Here is a 15,826-nt window from a genome sequence, read left to right as displayed (position 1 = left end):
CGACGAGACGCCGGGGACGATCTCCACCGCCAGCCCCACGCGCCCGCCGCCGCCGGGCCCGGGCCCGGCGCCCGCCCGTTCACGCTGCTGGCGACCGGCGACGTCATCCCGTACCCGTCGATCATGCGGCAGGCGGCCGCGGACGCCGGGGGAGAGGGCCACGACTTCCGGCCCGTGTTCGGCGCCGTCGCGCCCGCCGTCGCCGCCGCGGACCTTGCGCTGTGCCATCTGGAGACCCCGCTCGGGCCGCCGGAGGGCCCCTTCACCGGCTACCCGGTCTTCCAGTCCCCGCCCGGCCTGGCCGCCGCCCTGCGCGACGCCGGCTACGACGGCTGCTCCACCGCCTCCAACCACGCGCTCGACGCCGGCACCGCCGGCGTCCGGCGCACCCTGGACGCCCTCGACGGCGCCGGCCTGCACTACGCCGGCACCGCCCGTACCCGCGCCGAGTCCGCCCGGCCCGCCGTGCTCCGCGCCGGCGGCGCCCGGGTCGCCCACCTCTCGTACACCTACGGCAGCAACGCCGCCGTGCCCGCCGACGCCCCCTGGTCGCTGGGCCTGCTCGACCCCCGCCGGGTCGTCGCCGACGCGCGCGCCGCGCGGCGGGCCGGGGCCGACGTGGTCGTCCTCAGCGTGCACTGGGGCACCGAGTGGCGGCAGGAGCCGGACGCCGCCCAGCGGCGGCTCGCCGACCGGCTGACCCGCTCGCGCAGCGGCGGCCGCAAGGACATCGACCTGATCATCGGCACCCACAACCACGTGCCGCAGCCGTACGAGAAGGTCAACGGCACCTGGGTCGTCTACGGCCTCGGCGACCAGGTCGCCAGCTTCATCCCGTCGATGTACCGCGGCAACGAGGGCTCCGCGGCGCGCTTCACCTTCACCCCCGGGCGCGACGGCTGGCGGGTGACCCGGGCACGGTTCCTGGTCCACCACGCGGAGACCGGGCCGCCGTTCCGGGTGGTGCCGGCGACTCCGGAGACGTACCCGGACGTCCACGCGCGGGTGCGCGCCGCGGTCCTCAGCCGCGGCGCCGCCGCGGACGGGCTGCGGGAGGCGTCGTACTGACCGCGCCGCCGGAGCGGGCGGCGACGCGGCGGGCCGGGCGGGGGCGGCCCGGCGCCCGGCCGGGCCCGCCGCTCAGTGCGTCGGGTCTCCCGCTTCGGGCTCCAGGGTGCCGGTCGCGACCAGGGCGAAGATCAGGAGCCCCAGCAGCACGCGGTAGATCACGAAGGGCGCGAAGCTGCGGGTGGTGATGAACCTCATGAACCACGCGATGACCGCATAGCCGACGGCGAAGGCGATGAGGGTGGCGACCACCGTCCCGCCCCAGTTCATGTGCGTCGCCCCCGGGACCTCCTTCAGCTCGAAGAGCCCGGAGGCGAGCACCGCGGGGATGGCCAGCAGGAACGAGTACCGGGCGGCGGCCTCGCGGCTGTAGCCCAGGAACAGGCCGCCGGTGATGGTCGCGCCCGAGCGGGAGACGCCCGGGATCAGCGCGAGCGACTGGGCGAGGCCGAACAGCAGGCCGTCGCGGGTGGTGAGGTCGGTCAGCTGCTTGCGCTCCACGACGGCGCGGTGCCGTCCGCCGCCTCCGGAGGCGCGCCAGTCGGCGAAGCCGAGGACCAGGCCCATCACGATCAGCGTGGTGGCGATCAGCCGAAGATCGCGGAACGGCCCCTCGATCGACTCCTGGAACGTCAGCCCCAGCACCCCGATCGGGATCGAGCCGACGATGACCAGCCAGCCCATCTTCGCGTCGTGGTCGGAGCGCATGGACCTGTCCGTCAGCGAGCGGAACCAGGCGGAGACGATCCGCGCGATGTCCTTGCGGAAGTAGATCAGCACGGCGGTCTCCGTACCGATCTGGGTGATCGCCGTGAAGGCGGCGCCCGGGTCCTCCCAGCCGGCGAAGGCCGCCGTGAGCCGGAGGTGGGCGCTGGAGGAGATCGGCAGGAATTCCGTCAGCCCCTGGACGAGTCCGAGGATGACTGCTTCGAACCAGCTCATACGGGGCTGCACATGTCCTTGAGTTCGCTGACGGGTTGCAGGAGATGTTAAGGCCCCTATGTGAGGCGTGTGGCCCCAGGGTCGGTACCGGGCACCTCCGTGCCGCCGGCGGCGGCCACCTCGGCGGAAACGGCGGAAGGGATCACTCCGCGAGCGCGGCCGCGGACGGCGCGGCGCCGGCGCACGGCGACCGCGGCGCCGACCGCCATGCTGGCGAGGATGAAACCGAGGGCGGCGAGGAAGACGGGGGAGAGCGGGTCGGAGGCCCGGCTGCCGGCGATCACGTACGCGGCGGTGTTCGGCACGCAGCCCACCGCCGTGGCCAGCAGGAACGGCACCCAGCTCATCCGCGAGACCGCGGCCGCGTAGTTGACCCCCGCGAACGGCACACCGGGAAAGGTGCGCAGCACCAGCATCGAGCGGAAGCTGTGCCGGCTCAGCTGCCGGTCCGCCGCCGTCAGCAGCCGCCCGCGCAGCAGCGGGCGCAGCGCGTCCTGGCCGAGCAGCCGGCCCATCCCGAAGGCCACGCCCGCGCCGAGCACCGTGCCGGACACCGACCCGGCCAGGCCCGCCTGGGCGCCGAAGAGCGTGCCGGAGGCGAGGTTGAGCAGCGGGCGCGGCACCAGGGCCGCGGTGCACAGCCCGTACGCGACGGCGAAGACGATCACCGCCGACATGCCGGTGAACTGCGGCGGCAGCCCGTCCGCCAGCAGCCGGTGCGGCCGCCACACGACGGCCGCGCCCACGGCGCCGGCGAGGAGCACCACGAGCAGGCCCAGCCGGGAGCGTGCGGACAGCAGCGCGCGGCCGCTGCGGACGACGTGGCCGGTAACGGGCCCCTCGACGGGTACGGGCACCGCATGAGCCTAACCGACGCGGGCGCACCTGCGCCGTGACGTCGCACTCGACTCCGGCCGCTACCGTGGCCGTCATGGCCCAGCAGCGCTCCAGCGTCCCCACCGGCCCGGAGGCCACCCCGGCCCCGGACACCCCGGACACCCCGCACGTCCCGGACGCCGCCGGGGCCGCCGACGCCCCGCCCGTCCCCGCGAGCGCCCTCGCCGACGCCGTTCTCGCCCGCCTCACCGACGCCTACCCCACCGCCGCCGACCCCGAGCGCGCCGCGCAGTCGGCCGCGTACCTGCGCGGCGTCGCCCCGTTCCTCGGCATCCCCGCGCCCCGCCGCCGCGAGCTGTCCCGCGCCGTCCTCTACGGCACACCGCGCCCCGCCGAGGCGGACTGCGCCGCGGTCGCGCTGCGCTGCTGGGAGCTGCCGGAGCGCGAGTACCACTACTTCGCCGTCGACTTCCTCCGCCGCCACGTGCGCCGCTGCTCCTCCGGCCTCCTGCCCGTCGTCCGCCACCTCGTCGTCACGACCTCCTGGTGGGACACCGTCGACGCGCTCGCCGCGCACGTCGTCGGCGGCCTCGTCGCCGCCGAACCGCCGCTGGCCGCCGCCATGGACGAGTGGATCGAGGACGACGACCTGTGGGTCGCCCGCACCGCCCTCCTGCACCAACTGCGCTTCAAGGACGCCACCGACACCGGCCGCCTCTTCGGCTACTGCCTGCGCCGCGCGGACCACCGCGACTTCTTCATCCGCAAGGCCGTCGGCTGGTGCCTGCGCGAGTACGCGAAGACCGACCCGGCGGCCGTGCGTTCCTTCGTCGACGCCCACCGCGCCGAGCTGTCCCCGCTCTCCGCACGCGAGGCGCTCAAGCACTTCTGACCGCTCCCGTGCCGCCACGAGCGGGGCGGCAGGAAAACCGTTCGACCGCCGCGGTGCCCGTACCCGATCATGGTGGGCATGTTCCGGTACGCCCTCCTTGCGCACACGTCCGCCGCCGCGGACGCGCTGAAGGCTGTGCCGGCCGCACTCGCAGCCGCGGTGGCAGCCGCAGCCGACGGCGCCCGAATCCGCCCCTTCCCGTGATCGCTCCAGCGGACCCCCGCGGGGGAGGGCCGGCCAGGCCGGGGGTCCGCGCATCCGCTGCGATCCGCGAGGAACAACCATGCCCAAGCAGGCGTACGTGCGCACGAAGCCGCACGTCAACATCGGCACGATGGGGCACGTCGACCACGGCAAGACCACGCTGACGGCCGCGATCACCAAGGTGCTCAGCGACCGCGGCACCGGCGCCTTCGTCCCGTTCGAGCGCATCGACCGGGCGCCGGAGGAGGCCGTGCGCGGCATCACCATCAACATCGCGCACGTCGAGTACGAGACGGCGACCCGCCACTACGCGCACGTCGACATGCCCGGCCACGCCGACTTCGTGAAGAACATGGTCACCGGCGCCGCCCAGCTCGACGGCGCGATCCTGGTGATCTCCGCGGTCGAGGGCGTCATGCCGCAGACCGCGGAGCACGTGCTGCTCGCCCGGCAGGTGGGGGTGCGGCACGTGGTCGTCGCGCTCAACAAGGCCGACGCCGGCGACCCGGAGCTGACCGACCTGGTCGAGCTGGAGGTCCGCGAGCTGCTCTCCGCGCACGGCTACCCGGGCGAGGAGGTGCCCGTGGTCCGCGTCTCCGGGCTGCGCGCGCTCGCGGGCGACCCGACGTGGACCGAGGCGATCGGGCACCTGCTGGACGCGGTCGACGCGTACGTGCCCATGCCCGAGCGGCACCTGGACGCGCCGTTCCTGCTGCCGGTGGAGAACGTGCTCACCATCACCGGCCGCGGCACGGTCGTCACCGGCGCCGCCGAGCGCGGCACCGTGCGCGTCGGCGACCGGGTGCAGGTGCTCGGCGCGGAGGTCGAGACGGTCGTCACCGGCCTGGAGACCTTCGGCAAGCCGATGGAGTCGGCGCAGGCCGGCGACAACGTCGCGCTGCTGCTGCGCGGCGTCGCGCGCGACGCGGTGCGCCGCGGGCACGTCGTCGCCGCGCCGGGCAGCGTCGTGCCGCGGCGGCGGTTCACCGCCGAGGTGTACGTGCTGTCCGCGGCCGAGGGCGGTCGGCGTACGGCCGTCTCGACCGGCTACCGCCCGCAGTTCTACATCAGGACCGCGGACGTCGTCGGCGACGTCGACCTCGGCGCGACCGCCGTCGCCCGGCCCGGCGACACCGTCGCGATGACGGTCGAGCTGGGCCGCGAGGTGCCGCTCGAGGTGGGGCTCGGCTTCGCCATCCGCGAGGGCGGGCGCACCGTCGGCGCGGGCACCGTCACCGGGCTGGGCTGACCCCGGCCCTGCCGCCCGCCGTCCGTATCCGCGCAAGCGGCTACGGAAGGCGGGCTTCCACCCCCACAATGTCCGGTGTGGAGGAGCCCGTCCCCGTCATCGCCGCCGTGGACGGCGGCACCGCGAGGCTGCTGCCGGACGTCGACCGCCCCCGCGCCTACCTGCTCACGGTCGAGGGCGCCCCGCAGTCGTACGTCGACCTCGACGACCCCACGCACCTGGAGTTCGAGTACGCGCGCCGGCTGGCGCACGTCGTCGATGTGGGCTTCCCGCCGGGGCGTCCGCTGGACGCCGTGCACCTCGGCGGCGGCGCGCTGACCCTGCCCCGGTACGTGGCGGCCACCCGCCCCGGCTCCCGGCAGGAGGTCGCCGAGTCCGACCGGGGGGTGATCGCGCTGGTGGCGGAGCATCTGCCGCTGCCGCCGGACTGCGGTGTCGCGCTCCGCGCCGGCGACGGCGGCGCCGCGCTGGCGCGGCGCCCGCCGGCCAGCTGCGACCTCGTCATCGCCGACGTCTACGGCGGCGCCCGGGTGCCCGCCCACGTCGCGTCGCTGGAGTTCGTCGGCGCCGACGCCCGCGCGGTGCGGCCGCACGGGCTCTACGTCGCGAACCTCGCCGACAGCGCGCCGTTCCGCTTCCTCGGCTCCCAACTGGCCACCGCCGCGGCCGTCTTCCCCGAGCTGTGCCTGGTCGCGGAGCCCTCGGTGCTGCGCGGCCGGCGCTTCGGCAACGCCGTGGAGGTGGCGGCGGAGCCGGGCGCGGACGTCGGCGCGGCGGTGGCGCTCGCGGAGCTGGCGCGGCGCACCGCCGGCGACCCGTTCCCCGCCCGGGTCGAGTACGGGCCGGCGCTGCGGCGGCTGACGGCCGGCGCTCAGCCGGTCACGGACGCCGACGCCGTGCCCTCGCCCGAGCCGCCGGACGACGCCTTCACCCTCGATTGACCTTCCGCGGCGGGCCGGTCCGCGCGCGGCGGCGGCCGCACCGGCGGTCCCGGGCGCCGGGTGTTCCGTACGCCGCAGCCGCCGCACGTCCGGCACGCACAGCACGGCCGCGGTCAGCACCACGACGAGCGCGGAGCACCCCCACAGCGCCGCCGGCCGGCCCACCAGGTCCTGCACGGGGCCGGCGAGCGCGGTGGCCACCGGGATGAGCGCGATCGAGCCCAGCCAGTCGTACGAGGAGACGCGGGACAGCTTGTCCTCGGGGATCTCCTGGTGCAGCGCCATCATCCACGCCACCGCGAAGACCTCGACGCACGTGCCGGAGACGAACATCACCGCCGCCAGCCCGGCCACCGGCAGCGGCACCGCCAGGGCCGCCCCCGGCAGCGCGAGCGGGAAAATGCACAGCACTCCGGCGAGCAGCACCCGCCGCGGCCTCCACCTGGTCATCACCAGCGCCCCCGCCAGCGTGCCCGCGGCGAAGGCGCCCATGGCCAGGCCCCACGGCCCCGCGCCGCCGAGGTGCTCGCGGGCGACGAGCGGCCCGTACACCCCCTCGGCCGCCGCCACCACGGCGTTGACGACCGCGAACTGCAGCACGATCGACCAGAGCCAGGGCCGCCCGGTCACCTCCCGCCGGCCCTCCCGCAGATCGGCGAGGATGCCGCCGCCGGGCTGCCGCTCCGGGATGCCGCTGACGTCGAGGAACGCCCGCAGCGCGGCGGCGACGGCGAACGCGCCCGCGTCCACGGCCAGCACCCACCCCGGCCCGACCGCCGCGACCATGGCGCCGCCAAGCGCGGCCCCGCCGATCCCGGCGCCGTTGACGCCGACGCGGAACAGCGCGAACGCCCGGCCCGCCTGCGCACCGGTGACCGACGAGAGCACCATGCCCTCGGCGGCGGGCGCGAAGAACGCGTGCCCCGTGCCGCCGACCGCGGACAGCAGCACCATCTGCCACACCCGCGCCTCGCCGGTGATCACCAGCGCCGCGAAGACGCCCTGCGAGGCGCAGTTGACGGCGTTCGCGACGACCATCACCCGGTGCCGCGGTATCCGGTCGGCGACCGCCCCGCCGACGAGCACGAAGACGACGAGCGCCGTCGTACGCGCCGCCGCCACCAGCCCGACGTCGGTGGCGGAGCCGCCGGCCTCCAGCACCGCGAACGCCGAGGCGATCAGCGCGCCGGAGGCGCCGAGGTTGGTGATCACCGCCGCGAGGGACAGGAGCGTGTAGTTCCGCCCCGCCCAGCGCCGGCGGGGCGTCGGGCCGGAAGCGGGCCCGGCGGCGGGCTCCGGGACGGGGCCGGTGCGGGAGGCGGGCGGACGGGGCACCCGCGGACTATGCCGGGTTCACCGGGCGCACGCCAAGTGGATTTCCCGGCCGCGCCCGCTCAGCCCTCCAGCGGCCGCAGACTGTCCATGATCTTGGCCACGGTGTCGTCCGGGACCTCGTCCGCCACCCCCGTGTCGCTGTACAGCACCCACGTGGCGAACTCGCCGTTCACGTCGGTGTAGGTGAAGGCGAAGATCTTGCCGTCGGCCGAGCACTTGTTCTCGCGCGGCACGTTGGTGACCGTCGCGGTGGCCATGTGCCCCTCAAGGCCGTGCTCGCTGGTGAAGGGCACCGGCTCGGTCTGCTTGACGGTCGCCTTCTTGCTGGTGTTGAAGGCGGCGTGGGCCCAGGCGCCGGCCTCGTTCTCGACGGCTTCCTTCGTGTTCTTCGCCCCGATGCCGCCCTTCGTGCCGGCGCCGGCGCGGCTGGCGTACTTGCAGATGCCGTCCTTGTAGAGCGCGGCGCCGGTCATCGACACCAGCGGGCCGGAGTCGTCCTCGAAGCCGATGGTCAGGGTCGGGGACTGCACCTCCCACTCCGGAGGCACGTCGTAGACGTTGTGGCGCTTGGCGTTGTGGACGGCCTTCCAGCCGGGCACCACCGGGTCGATGCTCTGGTCGGCCGCGCTGCCGCGCGGGTTGTCGGGATGGTCCTTGAGCAGGGACCCGCTCGCCGACGGGGACGGCGAGGCGCTGGGCGAGCCGCCGCCGCCCGCGGGGCTCGCCTTGTCGCCGCCGTCGTCGTCCCCGTTGAGGACGACCACGCCGGTCACGGTCGCCGCGGCGATCACGGCGACGGCGCCGACTATGGCGGCGGCGACGCGGGGACTGGTCCCGCCGCGTTTCGCGGGGACCGGCGCACCGGGCGGTGTGGGCCGGCCCCACTGCTCCTGCTGCTGTCCGTCGTAGCCCTGCGGGCCGTGCGGGGCGGGCTGTTGCTGGTACGGGTTCGGCTGCTGCTGGTGCTGCTCGCCCCCGGGCTGCTGTCCTGGCCACATGGCGAACAACATAGCTGGCGAAGGGGAGTGGCCACACTTATTACCCGCTGGTAACGTGGTCGCATGTCCGACTCCACGCCGCCGCTGGGCGAGCTTCTCCAGGCATCGGTGCCCATGGTCCGCACGCTCGGCCTGGTGTACGACGAGATCACGCCGCAGACCGCCGTCCTCCGGTTCCGCGACCGGCCGGAGTACCGCAACCACGTCGGCGGTCCGCACGCGGGCGCGATGTTCACCCTGGCCGAGTCGGCCACCGGCGCCGTCGTGGTCGCCGCGTTCGGCGACCAGCTGGAGCGGGCCGTGCCGCTGCCGGTGCGGGCGGAGATCGACTTTCTGAAGGTCGCCCGGGGCGACGTCACCGCCCGCGCCCGGCTGGGCCGGCCGATCGCGGACGTCGTCGCCGAACTCGACGCCGGCGAGCGGCCGGAGTTCCCGGTCGAGGTCGACATCTTCCGCGGGGACGGCGCCGTGAGCGGGCGGATGACGGTGCTGTGGACCCTGCGGCCCAACGGCTGACGGCCCCGCGGCCGACGGCCGCACCGCCGCGGGGCGGCGCGGGTCAGGAGCCCGCGCCGCCGAGGGCCTCGCGGTGCGCCTGCGCGAGGGCCACGTACCCCTCGCCGTTGAGTCGGATGTGCGCGCGCTCCTCGTCGGTCAGCGGCCGCTTCACCTTCGCCGGCACGCCGGCGACCAGGGAGCCCGGCGGCACCTCCATGCCCTGCGGCACCAGCGCCTGCGCGGCGATCAGCGAACCGGCGCCGATCACGGCCCCGTTGAGCACCGTCGCGCCCATGCCGACCAGCACGTCGTCGCCGACGGTGCAGCCGTGCACCACCGCGTTGTGGCCGACGGTCACGCGCTCGCCGATGGCGACGGGGAAGCCGGGGTCGGAGTGGACCGTGGAGTTGTCCTGCACGTTGCTGCCCGCGCCCAGCGAGACGGCGCCGCAGTCCGCGCGGAGCACCGCGTGGTACCACACGCTGGCGTCGGCGCCGACGGTCACGTCCCCGACCACCACCGCCGTCGGGGCCACGTACGCCTTCGGGTCCACCGCGGGCTCGTGCCCGCCCACCGCCGCGATCAGCGGCTCCGGCCGTCCTGACATGTCGTCCGCTCCCGGGGTTCGCGGCGGCGTCCGGCGCCCGCCGTCGTACGTTCTGGTGGGGCGCCGGCGGCCCGCCGCCGTGCGGGGTCGCGCCCGCGCCCGGGGAGAGCGTATGCGAGGTGCGGGAGGGGTACGGTGAGCGGGTGCCGAAGCAGCAGCGCGACTCCGTGACGAGCCGGCTGCTCTCGCGCGCCGTGCACCGCGGCTGGCGGTGGGTCAGGAGCACGGGCGCGGTGAGCGCCGGGCGGCCGGGGCCGTACCGCTTCCGCCGGATCGGCGCCGGCACGGTCCTCGCCTTCCCGCAGGGCACGATCTTCGGCGAGGGGCGGATCGAGCTGGGCGCGCACTGCATCGTCGGCGAGCAGGTGACGCTCACCGTCGGCCTCGCGCCCGGCGCCCCGCTCGGCCCGGACACGGCCGTGCGGCTCGGCGACGGCGTGGTGCTGGGCCGGGGCAGCCACGTCATCGCCGACCTGCCCGTCACCATCGGCGACGACGTCTTCTGCGGTCCCTACGTGTACGTCACCTCCACGAACCACAGCTACGACGACCCGCACGAGCCGGTCGGCAAGCAGTGGCCGCGCTCCGCGCCGGTGGAGATCGGCTCGGGCAGCTGGCTGGGCGCGGGCGCGCTCGTGCTGCCCGGCGCCCGGCTGGGGCGCAACGTGGTCGTCGCCGCCGGCTCCGTGGTGCGCGGGGAGGTGCCCGACCACGCGGTGGTCGCCGGCGCGCCGGCCCGCATCGTGCGCCGCTGGAACCCCGAGTCCGGGTGGCACCCGCCGCTCGGCCCGGCCCGGCACCCTGGAGACGGCGACATGACCGTGACCGTGACAGGGGGCGCCACGTGATCACCACCCGGACGCTGCGCATCATCCTGGCCGTCGTCCTGTGCCTGCACGCCTTCGGGCTGCTGCTCTACACGATCCGCAACCACGTCTGAGCCGCGGCGGGCCCGCCGCGGCTCATCCCGACGCCAGCAGCACCGTGCCCGCCAGCGCCAGGCCCGCGCCGGCCGCCTGCACCGCGCGCAGCCTCTCCCGCAGCACGCCCCGCGCCGCCAGCGCCGTGATCACCGGATACAGCGACGACAGCACCGCCGCCAGGGTCACCGGGCCGTGCTGCGCGGCTATCGCGTACGTCCCGTTCGCGGCCACGTCCGCCAGGCCGACGAACACCAGCCCGGGCGCCGCCGCCCGTATCGTGTCCCAGCCGTCCTCCGGCAGGGCCGCGCCTCCCCGGCGCACCGCCGCGTACAGCGCGGCGCCGCCCACCGCCACGTTCACCGCCCGCTGCACGAACAGCGCGAGGAACAGCCCCGTGACGTTCGTCGACGCCTCGGCGATGAAGGCGAAGACCGCGCCGAACCCCGCCGCCGCGCCCAGCGTCAGCACCAGCGTCCGCCGCTCGACCGGCGCTCCGCGCAGCTGCGGCCCGGACGCCAGCACCACGCCGGCCAGCGCGACGGCCCCGCCCGCGTACTGCACCGGGCCGGGCCGCTCCCCGTACGCCGCCAGGCCCACGCCGAACGGCACCAGCACGGCCAGCGAGGCGAGCGGCGAGACCACCCCCATCGGCCCCCGGGCCAGCGCGCTGTAGAAGCAGATCATCGCGACCGGGCCGGCGACGCCGGCCGCGACCGCCCACCACAGCAGCGGCCCGGCCTCGCTCCAGGCGCCGGTGGCCACCACGACCGCGCCCAGCACCACCGCCGCCGCGATCTGCGAGAGCACGACCACCGTGAGCGCGGGCGTGCGCCGGCTCAGCACCCCGCCGCCGAAGTCGGCGAGCCCGTAGAGGATGCTGGTGGCCAGGGCGAAGAGTGCGGTCACGACGAAGCCCCCGAGTACACTGTGATGAACGCTGCGGTTCCCCGCAGTGTAGTTCACTGCACTGGACGAACGCATCACAATATTGGACGGAGCTGGACGGAGCCTTGGCGGATTTCGACCTCCTCGCGCACGCGCTCGCCCGCAACCTCAAGCACTGGCGCGCCGAGCGCGGCTTCACCCTGGACGCGCTGGCCGGCCGCTCCGGCGTCAGCCGCGGGATGATCATCCAGATAGAACAGGCGCGGACGAACCCCAGCGTCGGCACCACCGTCAAACTCGCCGACGCCCTCGGCATCAGCATCACCACGCTGCTGGACTACGAGCACGGCCCCGAGGTGCAGCTCGTCCCCCCGCACCGGGCCGTGCGGATGTGGACCACGAAGCAGGGCAGCGCCAGCCGGCTGCTCGTCGGCACGCAGAACCCCGGCCCCTTCGAGATGTGGTCCTGGCGGCTGATGCCCGGCGACGGCAGCAGCTCCGACCCGCACCCCGTGGGCACCACCGAGCTGCTGCACGTCACCGCCGGCGAGCTGACGCTCGTCGTCGCCGGCACGGCGCACGCGGTGCCGGCGGGCACGTCGGCCAGCTTCGAGGCGAGCGCGCCGCACGCGTACCGCAACGAGGGCGAGGACCCGGTGGAGCTGGTGATGGCGGTCTCGGTACCGCCCGCGAGCTGAACCGCGTTAGGGTCGCGGACATGCGCGCACCCATCGGAGACTTCGACGACGCCGCCCCCGCCACCGAGCGCCTGGACCTGCTCGCCGACCCCGTCGCCGCCGCCCTGCGCGGCGCCGTCTCCGCGGCCGAGCTGGTGCACGTCGACTCCGACCCCGAGGTCGCCGACACGGCCGTCTTCTGCGCGAGGTACGGGGAGGACCTGCTGGAGCGGTCCGCGAACTGCGTCGTCGTCGCCGGGAAACGCGGCGGCGACGTCACCCTCGCCGCCTGCGTCGTGCTCTCCACCACCCGCGTCGACGTCAACGGCGCCGTCCGCCGCCATCTCGGGGTCCGCAAGGCGTCGTTCGCCCGCGCCGAGACGGCCACCGCCGAGACCGGTATGGAGTACGGTGGAATCACCCCGATCGGGCTGCCGGAGGGCTGGCCGGTCCTCGTCGACGCCCGCGTCGCGGACGCGCCGCACCTGGTCGTCGGCAGCGGCCGGCGGCGCGGCAAGCTCATCGTGCCCGGCAAGGCCCTCGCCGGACTGCCCGGGGCCGTGGTCCTCGACGGCCTCGGCACCTGAGCCCCGCCGCCGCCCGGCGCGGCCGTCGCGCGCTCAGTCGAGCTGGGGGATCTCGATGGCCGGGCAGCGGTCCATCACCATGTCGAGACCGGCCGCGCGCACCCGGTCGTACGCGTCCTCGTCGATCACGTCCAGCTGGAACCAGACCGCCTTCGCCCCGGCCCGGACCGCCTCGTCCGCCACCCCGCCGGCGAGGCCGCTGTTGACGAAGACGTCCACCACGTCGACGGGGAACGGGATGCCCGCGAGCGACGCGTAGCCCTGCTCGCCGTGCACCGTCTCCGCCTTGGGGTGCACCGGCACGATGCGCTTGCCGAACCGCTGGAGCACCCGTGCCACGCCGTAGGCCGGGCGCGAGGAGTTGTTCGACAGGCCCACCACCGCCCACGTGTCGCCCGTCGCGGTGAGGATCCTGCGGATGGTCTCCTGGTCTGCGTACATATCCCGTGCAACGCCGCCGGGCAGGGGCCGATTCCCGGCGGCGGGCGGTACGGGCGGCCGGGGCCGGCCCTTAGGGTGGCGGCATGCGCGAGGGGTACGTGACCGTCGCCCGGGAGGGCGTGCACGAGAGCGAGGTGAACCGCTCCCGGTTCGTGTGCACCGTCGCACCCGCGGCCACCGAGGCCGAGGCGCAGGCCGTCCTCGCCCGGGTGCGCGCCGCGTACCCCGACGCCACGCACCACTGCTTCGCGTACGTCGTGGGCGCCGACGCGGACGTGCAGAAGTCCGGCGACGACGGCGAGCCCGGCGGCACCGCCGGGCTGCCCATGCTGCAGCTGCTGCTCCGCCGCGAGCTGCGCTACGTCGTCGCCGTGGTCGCCCGCTACTTCGGCGGCACCAAGCTCGGCGCCGGCGGGCTCATCCGTGCCTACGGCGGCGCGGTCGGCGCCGCCGTGGACGCGGTGGGCACCGTGACGCGGCGGCGGATGCGGCTGGTCACCGTCACCGTCGACCACGGGCGGGCCGGAAAGGTGCTCGGCCACCTGCACGCCGCCGGGCGCGACGTGCGCGGCGTGGCGTACGGCGAGAACGTCGAGATCGAGGTCGCCGTCCCGGCCGGCGACCTGGACGGCTTCGGCTCCTGGCTGGCCGACGCCACCGCCGGCGGCGCCGAACTCCGGCCCGGCGACGAGGTGTACGGCACCGGGTGAGACGGCCGGTGCGGCACGGGATGTCGTACCCCGCCGATACAGTCGGGCCCCATGCGCTTCCTGCACACCTCGGACTGGCACCTGGGCCGCTCGTTCCACCGGGTGAGCCTGCTCGACGCCCAAGCCGCCTTCCTCGACCACCTCGTCGCCGTGGTGGCCGAGCGCGGGGTCGAGGCCGTGCTCGTCGCGGGGGACGTCTACGACCGCGCGGTGCCACCGCTCGCCGCCGTGGAGCTGTTCGACCGGGCGCTGCACCGGCTCGGGGCGCTCGGCGTGCCGGTCGTCATGATCTCCGGGAACCACGACTCGGCGCGCCGCCTCGGCGTCGGCGCCGGCCTCCTGGACCGCGCGGGCGTCCATCTGCGCACCGACCCGGCGGGCGTCGGCGAGCCGGTGCTGCTGCGGGACGCCGCCGGCGAGGTCGCGTGCTACGGGCTGCCCTATCTGGAACCGGCACTGGTGCGCGAGGAGTTCGCCGCCCCCCGCGGCGGCCACCGGGCCGTGCTCTCCGCCGCCATGGACCGGGTGCGCGCCGACCTCGCCGCCCGCCCCGCCGGCACCCGCTCCGTCGTCCTCGCGCACGCCTTCGTCACCGGCGGCGCCGTCTCCGACAGCGAGCGGGACATCACCGTCGGCGGCGTCGCCTCCGTGCCCGCCGCCGTCTTCGCCGGCGTCGACTACGTCGCACTGGGCCACCTGCACGGCTGTCAGACCCTCGCCGAGCGCGTGCGCTACTCGGGCTCCCCCCTCGCGTACTCCTTCTCCGAAGCCGGCCACCGCAAGTCGACGTGGCTCGTGGACCTCGACGCGTCCGGCGGCGTCACCGCCGAGCGCGTCGACGCGCCCGTGCCACGGCCGCTGGCACGGCTGTGCGGCCGGCTGGACGACCTCCTCGCCGACCCGGCCCTGACGCCGCACGAGGACGCCTGGGTCGAGGCCACCCTCACCGACGCCGCCCGCCCGCAGGAGCCGATGGCCCGCCTCGCCGAGCGCTTCCCGCACGTCGTCAGCCTCGTCTTCGCCCCCGAGCCGGCCGACGGCGCCGCCGCGGGCACCGAAGCGTCGTACGCCGACCGGCTCCGGGGCCGCGACGACCGCGAGATCGCGGAGGACTTCGTGGCCCACGTCAGACCCGGCTCGGCGGTGACGGCGGACGAACGGGCTGTGCTGCACGCGGCCTTCGACGCCGTACGGGCCGCCGACGCGCGTGCGGAGACCGCCCGGTGAGGCTCCACCGCCTCGCCGTCGCCGCCTTCGGCCCCTTCGCCGGCGCGCAGGAGGTCGACTTCGACGCCCTGTCCGGCGCCGGCATCTTCCTGCTGCAGGGCGCCACCGGTGCCGGCAAGACCTCCGTCCTCGACGCCGTCTGCTACGCGCTGTACGGCGGCGTGCCCGGCCCCCGCCAGGGCGGCACGCTGCGCAGCCACCACGCCGCCCCGGACACCCCGACCGAGGTCGCGCTCGACTTCACCGTCGCCGGCCGCCGGCTGGAGGTCGTCCGCAGGCCCGCCCAGCCGCGCCCCAAGCGCCACGGCACCGGCGTCACCACGGAGCGGGCCGCCAGCCTGCTGCGCGAACGCGACCCGGCCGCCGGCGAGTGGCGCGGCCTCAGCCGCTCGCACCAGGAGATCGGCGAGGAGATCGGCGGCCTGCTGGGCATGACCCGCGAGCAGTTCTGCCAGGTCGTGCTGCTCCCGCAGGGCGACTTCGCGCGCTTCCTGCGCGCCGACGCCGAAGCCCGGGCGAAGCTGCTGGGCCGCCTCTTCGACACCGGCCGCTTCGCCGCCGTCGAGGAGCACCTCGCCGAGCTGCGCCGCCGCTCCCACGACGCCGTCCGCACCGGTGACGAGCAACTGCTGCACCTCGCCCACCGCATCCGGCAGGCCGCCGGGCCGGCCGCGGCCGGCGCCCGGGACGTCTGGTCGCCCGACGAGGCCGCGCCGGGCGACACCGGCCTCGCCGACGGCGTGCTCGCGTACGCCGCCGTCGCCCGCGCCATCGCCCGCGAGCACGGCGACACCGCCGCGCTGCG

17 protein-coding genes and 1 pseudogene are annotated in these 15,826 nt (G+C 75.7%); 11 read left to right on the top strand and 7 right to left on the bottom strand.

Features of this window, described 5'->3' with window-relative positions; all coding sequences use genetic code 11:
* Positions 1–1,068, top strand: a 1,068-nt coding sequence (locus ABD317_RS22490; RefSeq protein ID WP_344291738.1) for a CapA family protein, incomplete at its 5' end; no start/stop codon positions are given.
* A gap of 72 nt (positions 1,069–1,140) precedes the next feature.
* Here ABD317_RS22490 and ABD317_RS22485 read toward each other — a convergent pair.
* Complete coding sequence (locus ABD317_RS22485; RefSeq protein ID WP_344291737.1) at positions 1,141–2,010, bottom strand: undecaprenyl-diphosphate phosphatase; 870 nt, start codon at positions 2,008–2,010, stop codon at positions 1,141–1,143.
* A 56-nt stretch (positions 2,011–2,066) separates the two neighbouring features.
* Positions 2,067–2,867 carry a TVP38/TMEM64 family protein gene (locus ABD317_RS22480; RefSeq protein ID WP_344291736.1) on the bottom strand — a complete coding sequence of 267 codons (801 nt, stop codon included), beginning with the start codon at positions 2,865–2,867 and terminating at the stop codon, positions 2,067–2,069.
* A 74-nt stretch (positions 2,868–2,941) separates the two neighbouring features.
* Between ABD317_RS22480 and ABD317_RS22475 the strand changes: the two genes are divergently transcribed.
* From ABD317_RS22475 to ABD317_RS22465, 3 genes are all read left to right on the top strand, one after another.
* Positions 2,942–3,739 carry a DNA alkylation repair protein gene (locus ABD317_RS22475; protein ID WP_344291735.1) on the top strand — a complete coding sequence of 266 codons (798 nt, stop codon included), beginning with the start codon at positions 2,942–2,944 and terminating at the stop codon, positions 3,737–3,739.
* A 283-nt stretch (positions 3,740–4,022) separates the two neighbouring features.
* On the top strand, positions 4,023–5,192 hold the full coding sequence (gene tuf / locus ABD317_RS22470; RefSeq protein ID WP_344291734.1) for an elongation factor Tu: 1,170 nt from the start codon (positions 4,023–4,025) through the stop codon (positions 5,190–5,192).
* 77 nt (positions 5,193–5,269) lie between these two features.
* Complete coding sequence (locus tag ABD317_RS22465; RefSeq protein ID WP_344291732.1) at positions 5,270–6,133, top strand: spermidine synthase; 864 nt, start codon at positions 5,270–5,272, stop codon at positions 6,131–6,133.
* A 15-nt stretch (positions 6,134–6,148) separates the two neighbouring features.
* Here the strand turns inward: ABD317_RS22465 and ABD317_RS22460 are convergent.
* A pseudogene (locus ABD317_RS22460) lies at positions 6,149–7,468 on the bottom strand (MFS transporter); the annotation flags it as partial.
* Positions 7,469–7,527: 59 nt separating this feature from the next.
* Positions 7,528–8,466 (bottom strand): DUF8017 domain-containing protein, encoded by a 939-nt coding sequence (locus tag ABD317_RS22455; protein WP_344291731.1) that lies wholly within the window; start codon positions 8,464–8,466, stop codon positions 7,528–7,530.
* 63 nt (positions 8,467–8,529) lie between these two features.
* On the opposite strand from ABD317_RS22455, the gene ABD317_RS22450 reads away from it, so the two are divergent.
* Complete coding sequence (locus tag ABD317_RS22450; protein WP_344291730.1) at positions 8,530–8,982, top strand: DUF4442 domain-containing protein; 453 nt, start codon at positions 8,530–8,532, stop codon at positions 8,980–8,982.
* 43 nt (positions 8,983–9,025) lie between these two features.
* Here ABD317_RS22450 and ABD317_RS22445 read toward each other — a convergent pair whose 3' ends face one another.
* On the bottom strand, positions 9,026–9,571 hold the full coding sequence (locus tag ABD317_RS22445; protein WP_027757578.1) for a DapH/DapD/GlmU-related protein: 546 nt from the start codon (positions 9,569–9,571) through the stop codon (positions 9,026–9,028).
* A gap of 143 nt (positions 9,572–9,714) precedes the next feature.
* Between ABD317_RS22445 and ABD317_RS22440 the strand changes: the two genes are divergently transcribed.
* Positions 9,715–10,419, top strand: a complete 705-nt coding sequence (locus ABD317_RS22440) for an acyltransferase (protein ID WP_344291729.1) — start codon at positions 9,715–9,717, stop codon at positions 10,417–10,419.
* A gap of 114 nt (positions 10,420–10,533) precedes the next feature.
* On the opposite strand, the gene ABD317_RS22435 is transcribed toward ABD317_RS22440, so the two are convergent.
* On the bottom strand, positions 10,534–11,400 hold the full coding sequence (locus tag ABD317_RS22435; protein ID WP_027757579.1) for an EamA family transporter: 867 nt from the start codon (positions 11,398–11,400) through the stop codon (positions 10,534–10,536).
* Between the two features lie 104 nt (positions 11,401–11,504).
* Here ABD317_RS22435 and ABD317_RS22430 point away from each other — a divergent pair, with 104 nt between their 5' ends.
* Positions 11,505–12,077 (top strand): helix-turn-helix domain-containing protein, encoded by a 573-nt coding sequence (locus ABD317_RS22430; protein ID WP_344291728.1) that lies wholly within the window; start codon positions 11,505–11,507, stop codon positions 12,075–12,077.
* Positions 12,078–12,097: 20 nt separating this feature from the next.
* Positions 12,098–12,643 carry a YbaK/EbsC family protein gene (locus ABD317_RS22425; protein ID WP_344291727.1) on the top strand — a complete coding sequence of 182 codons (546 nt, stop codon included), beginning with the start codon at positions 12,098–12,100 and terminating at the stop codon, positions 12,641–12,643.
* Between the two features lie 33 nt (positions 12,644–12,676).
* On the opposite strand, the gene ABD317_RS22420 is transcribed toward ABD317_RS22425, so the two are convergent.
* Positions 12,677–13,084: a CoA-binding protein gene (locus ABD317_RS22420; RefSeq protein WP_344291726.1), complete on the bottom strand. Its 408-nt coding sequence runs from the start codon at positions 13,082–13,084 to the stop codon at positions 12,677–12,679.
* Between the two features lie 83 nt (positions 13,085–13,167).
* Here ABD317_RS22420 and ABD317_RS22415 point away from each other — a divergent pair, with 83 nt between their 5' ends.
* The 3 genes from ABD317_RS22415 to ABD317_RS22405 all read left to right on the top strand — a co-directional run.
* Positions 13,168–13,794 carry a YigZ family protein gene (locus ABD317_RS22415; RefSeq protein ID WP_344291725.1) on the top strand — a complete coding sequence of 209 codons (627 nt, stop codon included), beginning with the start codon at positions 13,168–13,170 and terminating at the stop codon, positions 13,792–13,794.
* Positions 13,795–13,845: 51 nt separating this feature from the next.
* Positions 13,846–15,021: an exonuclease SbcCD subunit D gene (locus ABD317_RS22410; RefSeq protein WP_344291724.1), complete on the top strand. Its 1,176-nt coding sequence runs from the start codon at positions 13,846–13,848 to the stop codon at positions 15,019–15,021.
* Positions 15,018–15,826, top strand: an 809-nt coding sequence (locus ABD317_RS22405) for an AAA family ATPase (RefSeq protein ID WP_344291723.1), incomplete at its 3' end; no start/stop codon positions are given. The genes ABD317_RS22410 and ABD317_RS22405, both read left to right, overlap by 4 nt.

This window comes from Streptomyces synnematoformans, assembly GCF_039531005.1.
GTDB classification, from domain to species: Bacteria; Actinomycetota; Actinomycetes; order Streptomycetales; family Streptomycetaceae; genus Streptomyces; species Streptomyces synnematoformans.
This window is presented reverse-complemented; position numbering and strand designations above follow the sequence as displayed.